Genomic DNA, 20,063 nt, shown 5'->3' with positions numbered 1-20,063 from the left:
AAAATAATGAAATTCACAATCCGGCAACGCTTATCCTGAAACACGCTGCCCTGTCCTTTTAACGGCCTGCAGGATTCATGCCCGGATAATTCGTTTATACTTTCATTATGAACAAGGAAGTCATAAAAAACAAAACGCCAATCGACAGCGGCCGCTTGCTGAAACTGGCGGACGATACGCTCAAAACCGAAGCGCTTGCGCTGGAGACTCTCCGGAAACGGTTTCTGGAAGAAGATGCGGAACATTTCCTCGAATCCGTTTCCCTGCTTTTAAACTGCAAGGGCCGTGTCGTTGTGTCCGGCATGGGCAAATCGGGGCATATCGGCCGGAAAATCGCTGCGACCCTCGCATCGACCGGCACACCGGCCATGTTCGTTCACCCCGCCGAAGCGGCACACGGCGATTTGGGCATGATCACGCATGACGATGTTTTTATCGCCATCTCCTATTCCGGCGAAGCGGGAGAACTGATGGCGATCGCCCCCATTATCAAGCGTATGGGAACCCGCCTGATTGCCATGACGGGACGTCCCCGGTCGAGTCTGGCACAGCTGGCGGATGTGCACCTGAACGTTTTTGTCGAAAAAGAAGCCTGCCCCCTGAATCTGGCGCCGACAGCCAGCACCACGACGACGCTCGCCCTGGGCGACGCCATTGCCGTTGCCGTTCTGGACGCCAGAGGTTTTCGGGAAGACGATTTCGCGCGTTCGCATCCGGGCGGCACATTGGGCCGGCGTCTTTTGACGCTGGTTTCCGATATCATGCGCAAGGGAGACGACGTTCCTGTAGTAAAAGCCGACACCCTGCTCTACGATGCCCTGTTCGAGATCACCAAAAAAGGAATTGCCATGACCTCGGTCGTCGATAACGAAGGGCGCGCCATCGGCGTTTTCACAGATGGCGACCTGCGCAGGCTTATTGAAAAACAGCAGAACTTTTCCCAAATCGTTATAAAGGACGTCATGTCGAAAAACCCGCGTACGATAGCGCCCGGCAAACTGGCGGCCGAAGCGGTCAGCATGATGGAAAAATTCCGCATCAACCAGCTTCTGGTAACCGATCCGAACGGCAAACTTGTCGGAGCCTTGCACATTCACGACCTGACAGAAGCGAAGGTGATCTGATGAATCCCGAACTGAAGAACAGGCTGTCCCGCATCAAACTGATGATATTCGACGTTGACGGGGTTCTAACAGATGGAAAAATGCATTATGGAGCGGACGGCGAACTGTTCAAAAGTTTCAATGTCCTGGACGGTCACGGCATCAAACTCCTGAAAAACGCGGACGTTTCAACCGCCATCATCAGCGCCCGCAATTCTCCCATCGTCAACAGGCGGGCCACCGATCTGGAAATCGGCCATGTTATTCAGGGGGCCGGCAAAAAACAGCAGGCGTTCGCGCAACTGCTTGAAAAAACCGGTCATACTCCCGACCAATGCGGCTTTATTGGCGACGATATCATCGATTTGCCCGTCCTTACCTGTGTCGGCGTCTCATTTAGCGTTCCAAACGGTCATGTCGAAGTCCTTTCCCGTGTCGATTATGTGACCCGCCATACCGGAGGAAACGGCGCTGTCCGGGAAGTCTGCGATATGATCTTGCATGCCAAGGGCTGTTACACCTCTGTTCTGGAGACTTTCCTGGCATGATTTACGGACCGAAATCGGCGCTTCGCGTACGACTCACCATTGTTTTTGTGGTAGTCCTGATCCTGACGCTGGGAAGCATGTGGCTCAATATGGTCATCCGGAAAACGGCCACGGATGCCGCTGCGCTTGCCCAGCGAACGGAGCCCGACTTCATCGTTGAAAATTTCCGGTACTTCAAGATGAAGCCTGACGGACAAGCCCAGTACGAAGCGATCGGAACCAAAATGACGCATTTCCCTATCGAGGATTCCTATCTCATCGACAATCCGGTTATCTTCTCGCTGAACAATGATTCGCAATTACAGACGATCAAATCGAAGGAAGCCTATGTCGAGGACTTCAACAGCAAAATCCACATGAGAAACGATGTCGTCATGAATCGGGAACCGTCCGCAACAAAAGGACCGTTCAAGCTGACATCCGAATACGTTCTTGTTTATCCCGACGATGAAATCATGACGAGCGACAGGGAAGTGATCGTCCACGACAACCATTCTGTCATGACCGGAGTGGGCATGCAGGCCAACAATGCGACAAGCGAACTGCAAATTTTCAACCGGGCCAGAATCACTTATCAACCACCTGGCAAGTCAAACCCCTAACCGTCCGACAAGCGAAATGAAAAAAACTTCCTTCAAACTTCTGGCCCTCCTTTTCTGTATCGGCCTGGCCTCAAATGCGGCGGCAGAAAGAGCGGACGCCAACAAGCCGACCAACATCGAGGCAGACCAGATGACCTCTGACGATGTGAAGCAAATCACGACTTTCACCGGAAACGTTGTCGTCACAAAAGGAACCTTGCTGATCAAGGCGGGCAAAGCCGTTATTGTGGAAGATCCCGAAGGCTATCAGTTCATTACCCTCTATGCCGCACCGGGCAAACTGGCCTCCCTGAGACAAAAGCAGGACGCTGGCCCGGACATCTGGATCGAAGGCTACGGTGAAAAAATCGAATACGACAATAAAAAGGAAGTAGCGAAATTCTTTACCCGTGCCCGGGTGAAACGGTTGCAAGGCACGAAAATCACCGACGATATAACGGGAGAATTCATTTCCTATGACGGGAAAACGGAATATTACAGTGTCTACAACACTAATGAAGGCGTGTCCAAACCCGGTGCGGGACGTGTCAAGGCCGTTATTCAACCCCGCGAAAAGAAGACTACGAAATGAGCGCAAGCAAACTGATTGTCCGTCATTTACAGAAAACCTACGGTAAAAGAACCGTCGTCTCCAACGTTTCCCTCAACGTCTCAAGCGGTGAGGTCGTCGGTCTGCTCGGCCCTAACGGCGCGGGGAAAACCACCTCGTTTTACATGATTGTCGGGCTTGTCCCGGCCGACGACGGCACCATTGAGCTGGACGGTATCGATCTGACCCGGTTGCCGATACACAAACGGGCGTCCATGGGACTCTCCTATCTTCCTCAGGAAGCGTCCGTCTTTCGCAAACTGAATGTCGAAGACAACATCCGGGCCGTACTGGAATTGCAAAAAAAGGACGGCAAACCTTTGTCGAAAAACGAAATCGAGCTGAAACTGGACGGTTTGCTTGCCGAACTGCAAATTGAAAAATTGCGTACCAATTCAGCGCTCTCGCTTTCCGGCGGGGAACGCCGACGCGTTGAAATTGCCCGCGCCCTTGCAAGCGATCCCCATTTTATCTTGCTTGATGAACCTTTCGCCGGCATTGATCCGATTGCCGTGATTGAAATCCAGCGGATTGTGCGTTTTCTGAAAGAAAGGGGCATCGGCGTCCTGATCACCGATCACAATGTCCGGGAGACACTGGGTATTTGCGACCACGCATACATTATCAATCAGGGTACCGTTCTGGCCAGCGGCCATCCTGAAGAGATCATTCAGAACGAATCGGTCAGACGCGTTTACCTGGGCGAACATTTCAGAATGTAAAAACCGGGAAGGACATGAAACAGAAACTGCAAGCCCGTCTTGCCCAGCATCTCACGCTTACGCCGCAACTTCAACAGTCGATCCGCCTTTTGCAACTGTCCAGCCTCGAACTCAATGAAGAAATCGGGCGGGCACTGGAAGAAAACCCTCTTCTGGAAAGACTGGACGATCCGCTGGCCAATACCACCCGTTTCCAGGCGGACGGGTCCATTATCCGGCAACCGGTCTCGTCCGGAGAAACGCCATATGACGAGAGCGCTCATGGTTCGTCCGGTGAACCTTCCGACCTGACAGCTCCATTTGAAAACACGTCCGGCTCCGCTGAACACGATCATCTGATATGGGATTCCGCAAAAGCGTCAGACCGGCATCCCGACGATGAACGTTTCCAGCCGCAACTGGAAGCGCCTCCCGAATCGCTAAAGGAACACCTGCGATCACAGATGAGACTGGCGGTGCGCAACCAGCGCCAACGCGCGCTTGCCGAACTGATTATCGACGCGCTGGATTCCAACGGATATCTGCAGGAAACACTGGAAGAAATGATCGAGTGGCTTCCGGCAGAACTCGGCATCGCGCATAAGGAGCTTGAAGAAACGCTTGTCTGCATTCAGGGTTTCGATCCGCCCGGAGTCGGCGCACGCAACAGCGCCGAATGTCTGGCCATACAGATCCGGCTGATGCAGAACATCCCGTATATCGTGCGCAAGCAGGCTCTGAATATTGTCGAAAACCATCTGAAACTGTTTGCGCAACGCGATTTCATCCGCCTGAAAAAAGCGCTGGAATGCGACGACGAAGACCTTCGGGAGGCCACGGAAGTCATACGGCGCTGCAATCCTCATCCGGGAGCGGCCTACGCCAACGACGCCGCAGACGTGGTGATCCCGGAAATTGTTGTCGTCAAAAAAGACGGCGCCTGGCATGCCGAACTCAACACTGACGCCATGCCCAAAATCCGCATTAACCGGATGTATGGCGATGTTTTAAAAAGCGCCTCGAACAAGACTAGCCTGAACACCCGTTTTCAGGAAGCCAAATGGTTGATCCGCAACATAAACCAGCGCTTTGAAACCATTTTGAAAGTATCGGAAGCCATTATCGAGCGCCAACAGAATTTCTTTTCTTTTGGCGCCACTTCAATGCGCCCTCTTGTTTTGCGTGAAATAGCTGATACACTAGGATTACACGAGAGTACCATATCGCGTGTAACCACCCAGAAATTCATGCTGACACCGCTTGGAATTTTTGAGTTGAAATATTTTTTCGGAAGCCACATCGCCACAGAAGGAGGTGGAGAAGCGTCTTCAACAGCAATCCGTGAAAAAATAAAACAGCTGATTGCGACAGAAGACAGGAAGAAACCTTATTCCGACAACAAAATCGCGCAGATATTGGCAAGGGAAGGTCTGGTTATTGCGAGAAGAACCATTGCGAAATACCGGGATATCCTGAAAATACCGCCAGCCAGTCTGCGAAAAAGTCTGTAGTGCCGTCAAGTGTTTCAAGCACTTGACATGTTTAGGTGACATCATCAAGGAGAAATGTATGAACCTTACTATCAGTGGACATCATCTCGAAATTACGCCTGCAATCCGCAGCCACGTCGAAAGCAAACTTGACCGAATGAAACGGAATTTTGATGGCGTCATCGATATTTCAGTTTTACTGGCCGTTGACAATGTTTCCGACAAGGAAAAAAGCCAACGCGCCGAAATCAAACTGAATCTTTCGGGGAAAACCTTGCATGCGGAAAGTGCCGCCCAGGATTTATACGCAGCAATCGATCTGCTGATGGACAAGCTTGACCGGCAACTGGTCAAGGCGAAAACCAAATCCAAGGAACATTCCCGCGACTCCGTCAAGAACATGCCCTTGAACGATTCCGCATCCTGAAAAAAACAAATGCTTGTCAAAAAGGCGCTTCCCGCGCCTTTTTTATTGCCCGGCCAATGGTTTTCGGCCGGATGCTTTCTCTCCGGTTCTCCACTCATGCTTCTCCTTGCGGTTTTTTAAACCCTGTTTTTCCAAGACATGCTGTAATAAGCGGAAATCCCCTTTGCAACCCTTTCCGAGGAGCACGAAATGGATGATTTGATCAATAAAGAACACGACGCCAGTATCGACAAGGAATACGACTATAACCTGCTTTTGCATGTAGATAGCGAAGATGCCGGCCCCCTGGACATGGCACTGGGCAACGCCCACCATTTTATCGAGGCGCTTCCTGGCGTTACCCTGCGGGTCGTCATCGTCGTCACCGGCCCGGCGGTCAGGCTGTTGACAGAACGCGATTCCGATCAGGCGCGCAAGGCGGAAAATCTTCTTGAAAAAGGCATCAGTATCCAGGCCTGCCGCCATGCCATGCAGATATACAAGGTGAACGAGAACGAAATGTGGCCCAATATCGAATTCGTCAGAAGTGGCGTTGTTGCGCTGGTCCAGCTTCAGGATGAAGGCATGGCTTACGTAAAACCCTGATCCTTTGCCAATAAACACGCCATTGTTCCCGCGAGAGGGAAACCTGTCTTCTGACATTAACCGGATAAACCCTCTGACTCCTCCCGGGTTTTATCCCCGGGAATATTTAACAGGCCCTGATGAACGGCAACTTCCGGTGCCTCCCTTTCCGGTTGGCTGACACTGGAGTGGCAAGGACCGTTTCGCCACTCCCTTTTCAGTCCCGCTTGTATTTTCTCGCCCCCTTGCCTTCTCCTAATCTGAAACAGACTTATCCTTGATACCGGATAACACGGAATCCGTCACAACACTCATACTCGTTGCCACTGGCGACCTCAAAGGAGAGAAAATGACGAAAAACAGTGCAGCAAGCATGAATCCGTTCGAACACAAATCGGCACTGCCTGACATCGAAAAACAGATTCTGGACTGGAAACGGCTTTATCCCAAAGCCTATGACAAAATGCATGTCGATCCTTACACCAAGACACGCATCATTCTGATGAACGGCATCGAAGTGGAAGCGGCTCTTTTCGGTCACAACTTCCATCGCAATTGCCAGGACAACGACCTCCGGCGCGATCTTGCTCTGATCAGGCGAGTCGAACAGCAGCAGCAAAAACAGATCAACTGGATGAGTCCGGGAGATGAGACGCAACTTGAAATGACCATCGGCTACGAACATCTGGCCGTCGATCTGACGGCCTGGCTGGCTGCCCACGAACCGGATCCCTACGTCAAACAATGCATGGATTTCGCGCTGCTGGAAGATTTCGACCATCTCTACCGTTATTCCAATCTTCTGAAAATGGACCTGGATATCCCGGCGCACAAACTCGTTCAGGATTTTGTCGAAATCACCCCCGGCAGACCGACCATCGCCCATCACCGTCATCCTTTCGACTCAGTCAGAAAACCCGGCGATTTCAGCAAGGCCCACATCCAGACAAAACTCGGCGCCCTCATCCTGACCGCCGGCGAACAGCAAACCATGAATTTCTACATGAATCTTGGCAACACTTATCAAGAAGAACATGGACGCCGGCTTTTCCAGGAAATCGCCATGGTTGAGGAACAACACGTTACCCACTATGGCGCGCTTCTCGATCCGACTTGCAGCTGGCTGGAAAACATGCTGTTAAGGGAATATCAGGAATGTTATCTTTACTGGTCTTTCTACACGAGCGAAGTCGATTCCTGGACCAAGAAAATGTGGGAGCTGCATTTCGAGCAGGAAGTCGCCCACTTGCACCATGCGGCAGAATTGCTGAAAAAATACGAAGGCAAGGAATGGCAGGAAGTCATTCCGGACGGCACCTTCCCGGACCTTCTGCATTTCACTCCCATGAAAGAGTACATACGCGATATTCTGAAGAATCAGGTGACCTTGACGGCAGAGAAAGAAAACTTTACGGATATCAGGGATATCCCTGAAAATTACGAGTTTTACACTTATCAGGAGCTGGTCAACCACGATCTCAGACAAGTCGCCAGCCATACCGTCATCGAGGAATTCCAGAAAGAAAACGGAGAGGATTACCGTTCCGAAGACAAGCCCAATCCTGTCAGGGAATTGCGCGACCGGACGAAAGACAACACCAGTCTGGGCAGAACAGCGTGAGAATCTCCCGATAATCGGAGCGACCGCTTATCCGATGGCACCGAAAAAACCGGGTCTTGAACAGAAAGTAAAAAGAAGGCCCGGTTTTCACACCTTGCTTTCTCGTGCGGAAAACACTTTATGGAGCGCGGATATCGCCACGACAGAAAACACGGGAATCCACGAATTCCCTGTCATGAACATAAAAACTGCCCAGTCAAAAACAGAACAGCCGTTTAAGCCATTTATTCTGAACTGGCTAACCTTTGACTGTCACGGTCTTTCCCGACAAAGGAATGCGGAAAGTTTTCAAAAAACAGTGCAATTTTCCCCTTACGTGCAGTAAAGAATTGGGAAAACCATGCTGATTCAGTAACGTAATGCTTTGGCACAATACCCGTAACAGATACGATTTGTGGCTTGGCACCCGGCGCTATCTCAACATACCGCCAAATGATGTTCTCTCGGTCTTGAAATACTCACATTGTCCCTCAAAGGCACAATAACAGATTTATGCTCCAGAAGCACCCGATCAAAGGGAAGAGTGTCTTAAATGCGGGAGAGGAGGTGATCAGGTTTGATTTAAAAAAGAAAAAACGGCTAGTGATTTACACTAACCGCCCTGAATTCTTTGGTCGGGGCGAGAAGATTCGAACTTCCGACCCCTTGCACCCCATGCAAGTGCGCTACCAGGCTGCGCTACGCCCCGACGAGACTTGGCATTATAACAGCGTCTCCTGCAATTTGACATGCCTTCCATTCATTTTCTAGAAAGAATGGGCTGAATCTTTCTTCTTTTCCCACTTCGGACAACACCGGACTCGTCGTCAGGCAACTCATTGGGCTTTCATGAATTCAAGCGGTTTCGACGCCTTGAAATAGCCCGACACTTCGCCCGAATAGACTTCGCCATTTTGTACCGTCAGTTTTTTCACAGGGGTGTTTTTGCTGAAATCGAGCTTGTCGAAGGCGACCCAGAACGTATTGGGGCGTGTTGCCGAATCGAAGTAATAAACCCGGTTCTTCTGATCGGAAACCGTCCGCCAGATCGTGGAAGCGATGTTGGGCTTGCCGGGCGTGGTAATACCCAGCGGAATGCTGACGGCCCGATTGATGCTCATGACTTCGGCAACGGCCTGATAATCGTATTTTTGTCCCGGCACACCGCGGATATAATTGGGAGCCAGCTTTCTGGGAACCGCATTCAGAAAGAAAGCAGCCCGGGCAAACCTGTCTGCGGAACGGTTGGTGCCCGGCAAAAATGCCGTCCCGCCAACGTCTTCCCAATAGGCATTGATCGCCAGCTGTTCGCTGTAAACCGGCGAATTGGTCATGACCTTGTAATCCCGGCTATGATAAATGACCAGTTCGCCATTGATATATTCGAAAATAGCCGAATCGCCACTCGCATCCGAAATGGACAGATGCACCTTCGATTCTTTTCCACCCGGAATCGGCTTTGAGGGAACCAGACGCAGAGGATTTTGTCGCTGTGCGCGAACCGCTTCATCCACAGAAGCATAATTATCCAGAAAATACTGGAGCCACAGGCTCAACGACAACACTTCCTCGCCTTTTTGCGGTTTGCCATAATCCGATTCGGCCAGAAAGAGCAAATTGGCGACAAACCCTTTTTCATTCATTCCATCGGTACTGCCCGCTTCGTAACCTGAAACAATCACGCTGCCATAACGCGACTCCCAGTCAAGCGAGTTCGGCCCCGCCAGCCCGTTCCGGCGCATTCCCCGCGGAAAAATCCACAAATTGGACATCATATCTTCATTCCAGTCCATGTTGCGGCCGGTTGCCACCATGTTCTGATCACCGACATACAGTACCCGGGTACATGCAAGGGCATCATTTGTCGGAAGAACGAAGGCCGCCATCGCGGCGACCCATGCCGAAACGCACAGCATACGCTTTCCCTGTTTCATGGTCTGATCCTTTATCCCTGTTTGAGTCACACGTCTATACTTACGAATTGGCGAATCGGCAAGCGGAATTTGCCGGGCACCGTTTATGACATCCTGAAGAAAAACCGGATTCTGTCATTTAGCGGAATCAAAAGAACAGTTAAAAGGATAGAAAAGAAAACCGTTCCAGCCGGCCTGTTACAATGTCTTACGGATTGGGGATTGCATCCATCCCGTTTTTGGGGAATCATGAGGTTCTGCCGGGAAACCCGTTTGCCCCGGATTTTCTGCAGTAATGAATTCCACCGCCGTCCTCTTCGGGGAATGACCGGTTCGGCCAAATGCATAAAAACCGGACTTCGCTTGCCTGTTCCCTGACGGCCTGTTAATTATCGAAAGAAAACCATGAAACGCCTGCTTTTCATCCTTTTTGCCACGCTCTTTTCCCTGCCGGCCTTCGCGTCTCCTGCGCAGGACGCCACTATTGAGAAATTGCTGATCCTGACCGATGCGCAAAAGCTGAGTGAATCGGCTGTTTCCGATTCCGACGAGCTCATCGAAACAACCCTGAAGCCGGTTTTGCAACTCGACAACATGTCGGCGGAAAAAAAGAAAGTCATCGAAGCTTTTCTGGACAAATACAAGAATATCGTCAAGGAAGAATTCAGCTGGGAAAAAATGGTACCGGACTATATCCGCATCTACCGCGAAACGTTCACGGAAGAAGAACTCCAGAGCCTGATCGCTTTTTATGAGTCCCCGGCAGGACAAATGTTCATCCGGAAAACGCCCGAAATCATGGATAAAATGTCCGACCTGCTGCGCATGAAAATGGTTTTCATCCTGAGCCGCATGAATACGGCATTAAATGAAACCCTAAAAGCTCTGCCTGAGGACAAACCGCTTCCGGCGACAAAACCGTAAAAAAGTCTGTTTACCGAAATGCCGGCCGGATTTTCCCATATCGCCATTCCGGTTGCCCCCGGTTTTGGACTGTTCAAAAAACCCGTTTCATCCCGACTGATGGCGGCAGACATTGCCGCTTCCGTCCTGCCCGATGTGGATGGTATTTTTTTCTGGGCCGGCATTGCGTACGCCTCGATCCCCGGTCACCGCAAATTGATCCATTCCCTGCTGTGCGTCTTGCGATGCGCGTTACCCGGCAGGCGTTTCACCGTTCTCTGTAAACGAACGCGTTAAACGCCTTTCTTTTTATGGGGACTGCCGTACTTTCCCACATTTTGCCGGACAGCCTGACCAATAGCGGGCCTGGCATAACACTTTGGCAGCTTTTTCACCTGAAAGATATTCTTTCCTCACAAGGCCCATAGACGGCACCCGTCACCCCTCAACGCCTGCGTTCGTCGCAGAGCGCCAAAGTCTTCCTGCGGGAGCTGCGATGGGTGTGGCTGCCCACTGGCGTTGTTCCTGCCCGCCACATTAACCCGGCTGCCGTTCAAAACAAAACGCACTTAAACCGGTTCTGCCGTTCAAGTGCGCCAATCCGGCTTGCCTAAGAATCAGAGTGTCGGGCTTTTTACCCTGATCGGTCGCATGATTTTTGCGGTACAGAAAAGTTTCCAGCCTGCGTCAGTACGATCCAGTTCGCCATCGACAAAAGCCGCTTTCGATTTCTTTTTCTTCCCGGCCGCATCGGTTTCGGAAAATTCAAAACACAGTACCGATCCATCCTGATTCGAAATGGCCGATTCCAGTTTCATGGATTCCGGATTATCCAGACGGCTTCGCAACAAAAGCGCTGCTGTCAGTCCCCTTTGCGAAAGCTTCTCATCCAGTCTTTCCTGCAGAACCTCTTCATAAGGTTTTTCAACTTCACCCATTTGCAGATAATAGCCGAGCCCGAACAGGGCAACGATCACCACCATCACGCAGAGCAGGATAAGCCGGATTCTTTTCCCTCTTTTTGGCCCCAGCGAATCACAACGGGGACACTTCAGAATGGTTTCCTCAATCTCTTCGCCGCAAACCTTGCACTTCACAATTGCCATAAATACACAACCTGTTATCCATTTCAATCGAAGCGCTTAGTATAACAACTAATTTTCAGGAACCGGCGTTTATTTATCTGTTTTACGCGCAACCATACCTGTCAGCGCAGACATGCCAGTATGACGGGCTCCTTCGCTGATAAAGGCTTCATAGCTTTCCAGCTCAAGAATATCCATCGTGCCAAAATAATCGCGAAGCATGTCTTCAGTATAAAGATGCTCCACATGAGGCGGGCCACCGGTTTTGAATTCCAGCTGCTTTGGCGTATATCCCTGCAGAATCAGGATACCGCCGGGTTTCAGGGTACGAATGCAATTGGCAAACAGACGGGCCCTCATGGCGGGCGTGGCAAACTGCGCGAAAATGACGATCACGGCATCGTACTGGCCAGTCTTCCAGTTCCAGTCGTCTATGCCACTGACAAAATAATGAACCGTAACGCCTTTTTCATCCGCCAGCTTTTCCGCTTTCTCAACAGCCTTTACAGAAAGATCGAAGGCATCGACGTCCATTCCCTGCTGCGCGCACCAGACGCTGTTTCTGCCTTCTCCATCGGCAACCAGCAGGACTTTCTGGCCTCTCTTCAGATAATCCCGTTTCGACACCAGATAATCGTTCGGCGCCGTACCGAAAACATATTCGGGCTTGTCATACAATTCGTTCCAGACCCTGGCAGGTTTGCCGGGATCTTTTTCCGTTTTATTCATGGCAACGCTCTTCACATTTTTCCGCAATCCACAAAAACAAAGCCATATGCCGCCAATTCCCTTTTCCAATCGCCCGGCAACCGGCTTTTTCATTTTAAACGCCAAACGATGGCAACGATACAAAAACAGAACGCCGTGTTAAACGGCGCCCTGTTTTTTATGACATCACAGAAAATCAATGCAGGTCTTTTCGGGGAGAATGCTTGTCCGATTGCCGGATTTCATTAGGCTGGCTCCGGCGACGGTCAGGCGTTCCACGCGGTCTGGAACGACGCTCGGCAACCCGCCTTTCCCGGAATTCATTCAATTCCTGGCTGGCCTGTTCATAAGGTGTTTTCGGTTTATCCATTTTCTTTCCCGTTCGGCAAAATATTGAAGGCAGTCCCGGTACATTGCGGCCTTGTCAAATCCTTCCACAATTTCCCGTTTTCAACAGAATACCCCCATCAATTGCCTGACTTTTTGAATTTGCTCAAAGGTAAGGCATCCATTTTTCCCAAAATCAAAATTTCTATAACTTGATGGGTTCGACCTCCCAGATATCCCTGGCATACTCCGAAATGGCCCGGTCGGCGGAAAAATATCCCACTCCCGCGACATTGGCGATAGCCTTCACATCCCAGCGTACAACCTGACGGTACAAGGTATCCACCTGCCTTTGCGTCGCCACGTAACTTTCATAATCGGCCAGCACCAGATAACGGTCGCCGTAATTGATCAGCGAATCGTAAATGGCGCGGAAACGGCCCGGTTCATCCGGTGAAAAAAAGCCGTCCCTGATCTGATCCAGCGCCTGTTTGAGTTCCGGAATCCGTTCATAGTACTCCCGCGGCTGGTAATTGCCGTTCTTGATTTCCGCAACCTGCTCCGCTGTATTGCCGAAAATGAAAATATTGTCGGAACCGACCCGTTCCATGATTTCGATGTTGGCGCCGTCCAGTGTACCGATCGTCAGGGCGCCGTTCGCAGCCAGTTTCATATTGCCGGTACCGGAAGCTTCCGTTCCTGCCATGGAAATCTGCTGCGACAGATCGGCTGCCGGAATGATCATTTCCGCCAGGCTGACCCCGTAATTGGGAATGAATACCACTTTCAGCTTGTCACCGATATCCCTGTCGTTATTGACCTTCACGGCCACATCGTTGATCAGCTTGATGATGTCTTTGGCCATCTGATAGGCAGACGCCGCCTTGCCGGCAAAAATGACCGAACGCGGCACCCAGTTCACTTCAGGATTGGCCTTGATCTGGTTGTAACGGGTAATGACATGCAATACGTTCAGCAACTGCCGCTTGTACTCGTGAATCCGTTTGATCTGGACATCGAAAAGCGAATCGGGATTCAGCGAAACGCTCAGGTTGTTCCGTACCCAGCGGCCCAGCCTCAGCTTGTTATGCCGCTTGATCGCCCGGAAACTGCCCAGAAACGCCGGATTGTTGGCATAGGGCTTCAGTTTCGCTATTTCCTCGAAGTTGAGCCGCCAGTCGCGCCCGATACGGTCGTCGATCAGCTCGGACAATAGCGGATTGGCCTGCGACAGCCAGCGACGCGGGGTAATACCATTGGTGACATTGGTAAACCGTTCCGGATATATGCGGGCAAAATCCGCAAAAATCGACTCTTTCATCAATTCGGAATGCAGCGCCGACACCCCATTGATCTTGTGGCTGGCGACAACGGCCAGATACGCCATCCGCACACGGCGCTCGCCCGCTTCGTCGATCAGCGAAATACGTCTCATCAGATCGTTGTCGTTGCCATATTTTTGCGCGACCATCGTCAGGAATTCATTGTTGATGTCAAAAATGATCATCAAATGCCGCGGCAGGACACGGCCCAGCAAATCCACGGGCCAGGTTTCCAGCGCCTCGCTCATCAGCGTATGGTTGGTATAGGAAAAAATCCTTTGCGCGAGCGCCCAGGCCTGTGCCCAGGGAACGCCTTGTACATCCACCAGAATACGGATCAGTTCCGGCACGGCCAGAACGGGATGCGTATCGTTTAGGTGAATCGAAATCTTGTCGGCCAGATCGTCGAAACTTGCATTGTTGAGCTGGTGCCGGCGAATCAGATCCTGCAAGCTGGCGGAGACAAAAAAATATTCCTGCATCAGACGCAATTCGCGTCCCAGCGGGGTCGAGTCGTCCGGATACAGCACGCGGGTGACGTTTTCCGACATGTTCTTCGATTCCACCGCACCGGCGTAATTCCCCTTGTTGAAAGCGGACAGATTGATTTCGGCAGTGGCCTTGGCCGACCACAGGCGCAGTGTCGTCGCACAGTCCGTTCCATATCCCGGAATAATCGTATCGTAGGCCATCGCCAGAACACTGTGCGTATCCACCCAGCGGGCTCTTCCCCCGGACTGGTCGATGTGGCCGCCATAGCGGACATGGTATTGCAATTCGGGACGCGGGAATTCCCAGGGATTTCCGCGGGTCAACAGCCAGTAGTCAGGCGTTTCCACCTGATAACCGTCAACGATTTCCTGTTTGAACATCCCGTACTCATAACGGATGCCATAACCGATATTGGCGATGTTCAATGTCGCCATCGAATCCAGAAAACAGGCGGCAAGACGTCCCAGACCGCCATTACCCAATGCGGCATCCGGTTCGTAATTGATGATTTCTTCCATATCGACTGCCAGATCGCGCAAGGCTTCCCGCATGTCTTCGGTGATATCAAGCGATTCCAGGGCGTTCTGGAAAGTGCGTCCGATCAAAAATTCCATGGAAAGATAATAGACAACCTTGGAACCCTGTTCGTAATACGCGGTATTCGATTTCAGCCAGCGTTCGACAAGGCGGTTACGCACAGCCAGTTCTGCCGCCAGCAACCAGTCGCCCCGCGTTGCTGTCAAGGGAATCTTGCCGGAACGATAACGCAGATTGTTGGAAATGGAACGTTTCAGGGCTTCCACATCGCTGGCGAGAAAACCTTCGTGTTTCGGTTTATCCAAGCTCATTTCTGTTCTCCATAGAAAGGGGGACGGAATCTTTTCGGCCTGTTTCGGCCAATTGCGGAAAATTCAAGCAAAATCAGCATCATAAGCCAAAAAAATGGCGCGACCGGATAATCGTCGGTTATCCTCAATATAACCGTTCACGACGCTGTTTGGCAAGCGATTGAAAACCCGGATTTCGGAAGACGATGCCAACACGAACATTCTTTTTTCCGCCCGGATCCTTTACGGACCTACCTTTACCTGCCGGTACAGGGCGGCATAACGTTTTGCGGAATGTTCCCACCCGAAAGACAGATTCATGCCTTTTTTCCTGACTTTTCTCCAGTCGGCCTGTTTTTCATAAAGCGCGAACGCCCTCAGCAAGGCCGATTCGTAAGCAGGATAATCGAAATGCCCGAAACAGAAACCCGTTGCCCGGTTTTCCCCCAGATTTTCCAGTGAACTGTCGATTACCGTATCGGCCAGCCCGCCGACCCGGTGAACCAGCGGCAAGGCCCCATACAAGGAACCATACATCTGGACCAAACCGCACGGTTCGTAACGGGAAGGCACCAGAATCACATCGCTGCCGGCAAAAATACGATGCGCCCTGTCCTCGTCATACCCGATACGGACGGCCACCTGATCCGGAAAATGGCGGGCGAAATTCATGAAAGCCTCTTCAAGCCAGCGTTCCCCGTTCCCCATGATAACCGCCTGGCCGCCCCGCTCGACGATGACGTTCAATCCTTCGACGACCAGATGCAAGCCTTTTTGTGCGGCAAAACGGCTGACCACGCAGAATACGGGTTTATCTGTCTGGGCGACAAGGCCCATCTCCTTTTGCAAGGCGAGACGGCACTTCTTTTTGCCGGTCATTGAACGTACGTGGTAATTCGCGTCGATACGCTTGTCCGTTCTGGGATCCCAGACACGGGAATCGACCCCGTTCAGGATACCGACCAGATCGGAGGAACGCTGCTGCACGACGCCTCCCAGTCCGCAGGACTGTTCGCCGTCCCGAATCTCCTGCGCATACGTCGGACTGACGGTTGTAACCTTGTCCGCGTAGTAAAAACCGGATTTCAGAAACGAAACCTGCCCGTAAAACTCGATTCCGTCCGCATTGAGCATGGAAAAGGGCAAATCCAGCTCGCTAAACACATAAGCAGGGAAATTGCCCTGATACGCCATATTGTGTACGGTAAACACCGTGCCGGTCGTTCTTTGCCCGGTATTCCATTCCATCGCCTTGATGTAAGCGAAAGCCAGGCCGGCATGCCAGTCATGACCATGAACGATATCCGGTTTCCAGAAATAGTCGAACCCTTCGACAAGACGCGCCGCACACCAGCCCAAAAGCGCGAACCGGAGATGATTGTCGTGATACGGCTGACCGTTACGGTCGTTATAGGGATTGCCCGGCCGGTCGTAAAGATCGGGAGCATCAATGTAGTAAACCGGCACACCGGTTCCGGGCATTTTGCCATACATCAGCCTGACCTGCCGGGCGCCGAATTTGGATGGCAGTTCCGCAACAAGATGTGGGTCCAGTATTCCGTTTTTAAATTCCGGAAATCCGGGCACCAGCATGCGGACTTCGCAACCGTCCTTTTCCAGTTCGGGCGGCAACGCGGCTGTGACGTCGGCAAGCCCGCCGGTTTTCAGCAAGGGAAAGATTTCGGAACAGACATGCAACACGCGTAAGGGAAGCGGATTCTGACTCACTTATTCAACCTTGGGTATATGTTCAAAATTGTACAGTCTCGCAAACATTTCCTGTGTCACCAGAACGACTCCATTCGGACTGCGGTAAAAACGCTGGGCATCCAGCTCGGGATCTTCGCCGATAATCGTGCCTTCCGGAATACGGCACCCCCGGTCGATCACGACCTTTTTAAGCCGCGACCCCTGTCCGATTTCGCAATCCGGCAATACGACGACCTGATCAAGATTGCAGAACGCCTGAACCCGGACTTTCGAGAACAGGATGGTATTGGATATCTTGGAGCCGCAAATAATGCATCCGCCCGACACCATCGTATTGGAGATCACCCCATCCATTCCATGTGGATCGGGTACGAATTTCGCAGGCGGTTCCTGTTCCTGATACGTCCAGATCGGCCAGTCCTCGTCATAAATGTTCAGGTGGGGCATATTGGACGTCAAATCCAGATTGGCCGACCAGAACGAATCGACCGTTCCGACGTCCCGCCAGTAAGGGGGCACGAACTGGGCCGGAGGAACGCATGACATGCTGAAATAATGCGCCATCGCATTTCCCTGGCTAACCACTTTGGGAATGATATCCTTGCCGAAATCGTGAGAAGACGCCGTATCGCCGCAATCTTCATCCAGCAGCCTGTACAGATAATCCGCGTTGAAAACATATATCCCCATACTGGCCAGCGCCTTGTCGGGATTGCCCGGAATGCCCGGCGGATCGGCCGGTTTTTCCAGAAAACGGGTGATCTTGCGATGGTCGTCCACATCCATCACCCCGAAACCGGTTGCGTCCATGCGCGGCACCTCGATACAGGCAACCGTACAGAGAGACTTGCGTTCGACATGATCCAAAAGCACCATGGAATAATCCATCTTGTAGATATGGTCGCCCGCAAGGATCAGAATGTATTCGGGTTCGTAAGAGCGCAGAATGCCCTTGTTCTGGGCAACGGCATCGGCCGTACCCCGATACCAGAGACCTTCCTCCATTTGTTGTCCGGCCGGCATCAGGTCGATGAATTCGTTTTGCTCGCCGCGCAGGAAACTCCAGCCACGCTGCAAGTGCCTGATCAGGGAATGCGGCCGGTACTGGGTAATGACGCCGACACGGCGTATGCCGGAATTGATGCAGTTGGAAAGCGCGAAATCGATAATCCTGAATTTGCCGCCGAAGTAAACGGCCGGCTTGGCACGGTTATCGGTCAACTGATGAAGCCGGGTACCGCGCCCCCCGGCCAGAACAAGTGCAATGGTCCGCTTTGGCAGCTGGCTAGCCACCAGCATTTTATCCTCGACAAATTTCATTGTGCTCCCCCAGAGCTGATTATTTTTATATGAGTCCCGCCATTCCTCTTTCCTTAATTTAACATACATTCATGACTGTATGTTAAATATGCGCGCATCGCGCCTGCAAAAGCCTTCGCTTTCTCTCCTTCGGCACCAACTGTTTCCCTTGAACAACACATCAATCGTGGCAATCCCCCGGAAAATCTTTCAGTCGTCAGGTCACGACAGTCGGTTCGTCCAATCCCGTATAGGCCTTTATATCGGCTATTTTTCCTGCAATCCCGACCAGTTCTCCGAGAGCCGTTTGCATGTCCATATCGAGACGTTCTTTTTCATACCGGTCGAAATAGACCCGGAGAGTCGCGCCGACCGTTCCCGTGCCTGACAGACGAAACACGATCCTCGAACCGTCCGTAAAAAAGATCCGGATTCCCTGCCGTTCCGAAACGGAACCGTCAACCGGGTCGGCATAGGAAAATTCGTCTGCTTTTTCAACGACATACGAGCCGAATACCTTTCCTTTAAGCGATCCCAGAAGACTCCGCAAACGATTCATCAGACCGTCAGCCCCCTTGCTGTCGATATTGACGTAATCGTGACGCGAATAGTAATTGCGTCCGTATCGCTTCCAGTGATCGTGCACTGTCTTGCCAACCGATTTGCCGGTAACCGCCAGCAAATTGAGCCAGAAAAGAATGGCCCATATGCCATCCTTTTCCCGTATGTGGTTTGAACTCGTCCCGTAACTTTCCTCGCCGCACAGCGTGATCTTGTTATCGTCCAGCAAATCGCCGAAAAACTTCCAGCCGGTCGGCGTCTCGTAACAAGGAACCTTCAGGGCGGCTGCCACCCTGTCCACCGCCGTCGAAGTCGGCATCGAACGTGCCACCCCGACAATACCCTTTGAATAACCGGGAATCAGGGTGGCATTGGCTGCCAGAATGGCCAGACTGTCGGATGGCGTCACGGCAATGTGTCGCCCTACAATCATGTTACGGTCACCGTCGCCATCGGTAGCGGCCCCCATGTCGGCTGCGTCCGGCCCGTTCATGTAATCCATCAGTTCCCGCGCATTGACCGGGTTCGGATCAGGATGATGGCCGCCGAAATCTTCCAGCGGAATCGCGTTGACCACCGTGCCTTCCGGCGCGCCGAGCATCTTTTCCATGATCGTGGTGGCATAGGGCCCGCATACGGCATGCATCGCGTCGAACCTCAGCGTAAAGCCGTTTGCAAACATGGTGTGGATAGCCTGGAAATCGAACAGCGACTGCATCAGTTCGGCATAATCGGCGACGGAATCGATGACTTCAATCGTCATTTTTTCCATCTGGACCGATCCGATTTCGCTTAAATCCACATCCGGCGCATCGGAAATCCGGTATTCCCGTATCACCTGCGATTGCGCATAAATGGCATTCGTCACCTTTTCAGGCGCCGGGCCGCCGTTGCCGATATTGTATTTGATGCCAAAGTCGCCGTCCGGGCCACCGGGGTTGTGACTGGCTGAAAGGATGATGCCGCCAAAAGTCTGGTATTTCCGGATAATGCAACTGACTGCCGGCGTGGACAAAATGCCGTACTGCCCGACCAACACCTTGCCGAAACCGTTGGCGGCAGCCATTTTGAGAATAATCTGTATGGCAACGGAATTGAAATAACGGCCGTCTCCGCCCAATACCAGCGTTTTTCCCTGATACCCTTCTACGGAATCGAAAATGGACTGGACAAAATTCTCCAGATAGCGGGGTTGCCGGAAAACGTCAACGGTTTTCCGCAATCCGGAAGTACCGGGATTCTGGCCTTCGAAAGGGGTCGTACTAATTGTCTGAATTGACATGTTTGCTCCC

Annotated in this window: 20 protein-coding genes and 1 tRNA gene; 12 read left to right on the top strand and 9 right to left on the bottom strand. The window is 51.9% G+C overall.

Translation table 11 applies throughout. The features are described from left to right. The first annotated feature begins 107 nt into the window (after positions 1–107). The 10 genes from OFAG_RS04025 (at position 108) to OFAG_RS03980 (ending at position 7,970) form a co-directional block, all read left to right on the top strand. Entirely contained in the window at positions 108–1,124 is a 1,017-nt protein-coding gene (locus OFAG_RS04025) for a KpsF/GutQ family sugar-phosphate isomerase (RefSeq protein WP_005877774.1), read from the top strand. Further along, a complete protein-coding gene (locus OFAG_RS04020; protein ID WP_020994829.1) occupies positions 1,124–1,651 on the top strand; it encodes a KdsC family phosphatase in 528 nt (175 codons plus the stop codon). The genes OFAG_RS04025 and OFAG_RS04020 overlap by 1 nt, the downstream gene beginning before the upstream one ends. After that, the gene (lptC, locus tag OFAG_RS04015; RefSeq protein WP_005877776.1) at positions 1,648–2,253 is read left to right on the top strand and encodes an LPS export ABC transporter periplasmic protein LptC; all 606 of its coding nucleotides are present in this window, start codon (positions 1,648–1,650) and stop codon (positions 2,251–2,253) included. The genes OFAG_RS04020 and lptC overlap by 4 nt, the downstream gene beginning before the upstream one ends. Before the next feature lie 16 nt (positions 2,254–2,269). Further along, the gene (gene lptA / locus OFAG_RS04010) at positions 2,270–2,824 is read left to right on the top strand and encodes a lipopolysaccharide transport periplasmic protein LptA (protein ID WP_005877777.1); all 555 of its coding nucleotides are present in this window, start codon (positions 2,270–2,272) and stop codon (positions 2,822–2,824) included. Continuing rightward, the gene (gene lptB, locus OFAG_RS04005) at positions 2,821–3,564 is read left to right on the top strand and encodes an LPS export ABC transporter ATP-binding protein (protein WP_005877779.1); all 744 of its coding nucleotides are present in this window, start codon (positions 2,821–2,823) and stop codon (positions 3,562–3,564) included. Before lptA ends, lptB begins: the two co-directional genes overlap by 4 nt. Positions 3,565–3,578: 14 nt before the next feature. Beyond that, positions 3,579–5,054, top strand: coding sequence for an RNA polymerase factor sigma-54 (locus OFAG_RS04000; RefSeq protein ID WP_005877780.1), 1,476 nt, complete (start codon positions 3,579–3,581; stop codon positions 5,052–5,054). A gap of 58 nt (positions 5,055–5,112) precedes the next feature. Then, on the top strand, positions 5,113–5,460 hold the full coding sequence (gene hpf, locus OFAG_RS03995; RefSeq protein WP_005877781.1) for a ribosome hibernation-promoting factor, HPF/YfiA family: 348 nt from the start codon (positions 5,113–5,115) through the stop codon (positions 5,458–5,460). Between the two features lie 189 nt (positions 5,461–5,649). Then, positions 5,650–6,045 carry a DsrE family protein gene (locus tag OFAG_RS03990; RefSeq protein WP_005877782.1) on the top strand — a complete coding sequence of 132 codons (396 nt, stop codon included), beginning with the start codon at positions 5,650–5,652 and terminating at the stop codon, positions 6,043–6,045. A 328-nt stretch (positions 6,046–6,373) separates the two neighbouring features. Further along, positions 6,374–7,645: a hypothetical protein gene (locus OFAG_RS03985; protein ID WP_020994828.1), complete on the top strand. Its 1,272-nt coding sequence runs from the start codon at positions 6,374–6,376 to the stop codon at positions 7,643–7,645. A gap of 34 nt (positions 7,646–7,679) precedes the next feature. Beyond that, positions 7,680–7,970 (top strand): hypothetical protein, encoded by a 291-nt coding sequence (locus OFAG_RS03980; protein ID WP_005877784.1) that lies wholly within the window; start codon positions 7,680–7,682, stop codon positions 7,968–7,970. Between the two features lie 286 nt (positions 7,971–8,256). Here OFAG_RS03980 and OFAG_RS03975 read toward each other — a convergent pair. Both OFAG_RS03975 and OFAG_RS03970 read right to left on the bottom strand, forming a co-directional pair. Next, positions 8,257–8,333 (bottom strand) — tRNA-Pro (locus OFAG_RS03975). Positions 8,334–8,460: 127 nt separating this feature from the next. Continuing rightward, positions 8,461–9,558: a linear amide C-N hydrolase gene (locus tag OFAG_RS03970; protein ID WP_020994827.1), complete on the bottom strand. Its 1,098-nt coding sequence runs from the start codon at positions 9,556–9,558 to the stop codon at positions 8,461–8,463. 384 nt (positions 9,559–9,942) lie between these two features. Here OFAG_RS03970 and OFAG_RS03960 point away from each other — a divergent pair, with 384 nt between their 5' ends. Both OFAG_RS03960 and OFAG_RS14525 read left to right on the top strand, forming a co-directional pair. Beyond that, positions 9,943–10,461: a DUF2059 domain-containing protein gene (locus OFAG_RS03960; protein ID WP_005877786.1), complete on the top strand. Its 519-nt coding sequence runs from the start codon at positions 9,943–9,945 to the stop codon at positions 10,459–10,461. Between the two features lie 18 nt (positions 10,462–10,479). Continuing rightward, positions 10,480–10,737, top strand: coding sequence for a metal-dependent hydrolase (locus OFAG_RS14525; protein ID WP_040719541.1), 258 nt, complete (start codon positions 10,480–10,482; stop codon positions 10,735–10,737). A 320-nt stretch (positions 10,738–11,057) separates the two neighbouring features. Here OFAG_RS14525 and OFAG_RS03950 read toward each other — a convergent pair whose 3' ends face one another. The 7 genes from OFAG_RS03950 to OFAG_RS03920 form a co-directional block, all read right to left on the bottom strand. After that, complete coding sequence (locus tag OFAG_RS03950; RefSeq protein ID WP_005877789.1) at positions 11,058–11,546, bottom strand: hypothetical protein; 489 nt, start codon at positions 11,544–11,546, stop codon at positions 11,058–11,060. Positions 11,547–11,615: 69 nt separating this feature from the next. Next, entirely contained in the window at positions 11,616–12,254 is a 639-nt protein-coding gene (locus tag OFAG_RS03945; RefSeq protein ID WP_005877791.1) for a class I SAM-dependent methyltransferase, read from the bottom strand. 175 nt (positions 12,255–12,429) lie between these two features. After that, positions 12,430–12,603 carry a hypothetical protein gene (locus OFAG_RS13665; RefSeq protein ID WP_155979180.1) on the bottom strand — a complete coding sequence of 58 codons (174 nt, stop codon included), beginning with the start codon at positions 12,601–12,603 and terminating at the stop codon, positions 12,430–12,432. Positions 12,604–12,765: 162 nt separating this feature from the next. Beyond that, positions 12,766–15,222: a glycogen/starch/alpha-glucan phosphorylase gene (locus OFAG_RS03935; protein WP_020994824.1), complete on the bottom strand. Its 2,457-nt coding sequence runs from the start codon at positions 15,220–15,222 to the stop codon at positions 12,766–12,768. 222 nt (positions 15,223–15,444) lie between these two features. Beyond that, a complete protein-coding gene (gene glgA, locus OFAG_RS03930; RefSeq protein WP_020994823.1) occupies positions 15,445–16,929 on the bottom strand; it encodes a glycogen synthase GlgA in 1,485 nt (494 codons plus the stop codon). Then, positions 16,930–18,231: a glucose-1-phosphate adenylyltransferase gene (glgC, locus tag OFAG_RS03925; RefSeq protein WP_005877794.1), complete on the bottom strand. Its 1,302-nt coding sequence runs from the start codon at positions 18,229–18,231 to the stop codon at positions 16,930–16,932. Positions 18,232–18,427: 196 nt separating this feature from the next. Beyond that, a complete protein-coding gene (locus OFAG_RS03920; protein ID WP_005877795.1) occupies positions 18,428–20,053 on the bottom strand; it encodes an alpha-D-glucose phosphate-specific phosphoglucomutase in 1,626 nt (541 codons plus the stop codon). Positions 20,054–20,063 lie beyond the last annotated feature (10 nt).

The sequence above is a fragment of the Oxalobacter paraformigenes genome, from assembly GCF_000158475.2.
Lineage (GTDB): Bacteria > Pseudomonadota > Gammaproteobacteria > Burkholderiales > Burkholderiaceae_D > Oxalobacter > Oxalobacter paraformigenes.
The sequence above is the reverse complement of the archived record's forward strand: the minus strand, read 5'-3'. Positions and strand labels throughout refer to the sequence as shown.

Excerpts from the sequence above, each read along its gene's own strand:
- OFAG_RS04025 (WP_005877774.1), top strand. The coding sequence starts at position 108 with ATGAACAAGGAAGTCATAAAAAACAAAACGCCAATCGACAGCGGCCGC.
- OFAG_RS04020 (WP_020994829.1), top strand. The coding sequence starts at position 1,124 with ATGAATCCCGAACTGAAGAACAGGCTGTCCCGCATCAAACTGATGATA.
- lptC (WP_005877776.1), top strand. The coding sequence starts at position 1,648 with ATGATTTACGGACCGAAATCGGCGCTTCGCGTACGACTCACCATTGTT.
- lptA (WP_005877777.1), top strand. The coding sequence starts at position 2,270 with ATGAAAAAAACTTCCTTCAAACTTCTGGCCCTCCTTTTCTGTATCGGC.
- lptB (WP_005877779.1), top strand. The coding sequence starts at position 2,821 with ATGAGCGCAAGCAAACTGATTGTCCGTCATTTACAGAAAACCTACGGT.
- OFAG_RS04000 (WP_005877780.1), top strand. The coding sequence starts at position 3,579 with ATGAAACAGAAACTGCAAGCCCGTCTTGCCCAGCATCTCACGCTTACG.
- hpf (WP_005877781.1), top strand. The coding sequence starts at position 5,113 with ATGAACCTTACTATCAGTGGACATCATCTCGAAATTACGCCTGCAATC.
- OFAG_RS03990 (WP_005877782.1), top strand. The coding sequence starts at position 5,650 with ATGGATGATTTGATCAATAAAGAACACGACGCCAGTATCGACAAGGAA.
- OFAG_RS03985 (WP_020994828.1), top strand. The coding sequence starts at position 6,374 with ATGACGAAAAACAGTGCAGCAAGCATGAATCCGTTCGAACACAAATCG.
- OFAG_RS03980 (WP_005877784.1), top strand. The coding sequence starts at position 7,680 with ATGGCACCGAAAAAACCGGGTCTTGAACAGAAAGTAAAAAGAAGGCCC.
- OFAG_RS03970 (WP_020994827.1), bottom strand. The coding sequence starts at position 9,558 with ATGAAACAGGGAAAGCGTATGCTGTGCGTTTCGGCATGGGTCGCCGCG.
- OFAG_RS03960 (WP_005877786.1), top strand. The coding sequence starts at position 9,943 with ATGAAACGCCTGCTTTTCATCCTTTTTGCCACGCTCTTTTCCCTGCCG.
- OFAG_RS14525 (WP_040719541.1), top strand. The coding sequence starts at position 10,480 with ATGCCGGCCGGATTTTCCCATATCGCCATTCCGGTTGCCCCCGGTTTT.
- OFAG_RS03950 (WP_005877789.1), bottom strand. The coding sequence starts at position 11,546 with ATGGCAATTGTGAAGTGCAAGGTTTGCGGCGAAGAGATTGAGGAAACC.
- OFAG_RS03945 (WP_005877791.1), bottom strand. The coding sequence starts at position 12,254 with ATGAATAAAACGGAAAAAGATCCCGGCAAACCTGCCAGGGTCTGGAAC.
- OFAG_RS13665 (WP_155979180.1), bottom strand. The coding sequence starts at position 12,603 with ATGGATAAACCGAAAACACCTTATGAACAGGCCAGCCAGGAATTGAAT.
- OFAG_RS03935 (WP_020994824.1), bottom strand. The coding sequence starts at position 15,222 with ATGAGCTTGGATAAACCGAAACACGAAGGTTTTCTCGCCAGCGATGTG.
- glgC (WP_005877794.1), bottom strand. The coding sequence starts at position 18,231 with ATGAAATTTGTCGAGGATAAAATGCTGGTGGCTAGCCAGCTGCCAAAG.
- OFAG_RS03920 (WP_005877795.1), bottom strand. The coding sequence starts at position 20,053 with ATGTCAATTCAGACAATTAGTACGACCCCTTTCGAAGGCCAGAATCCC.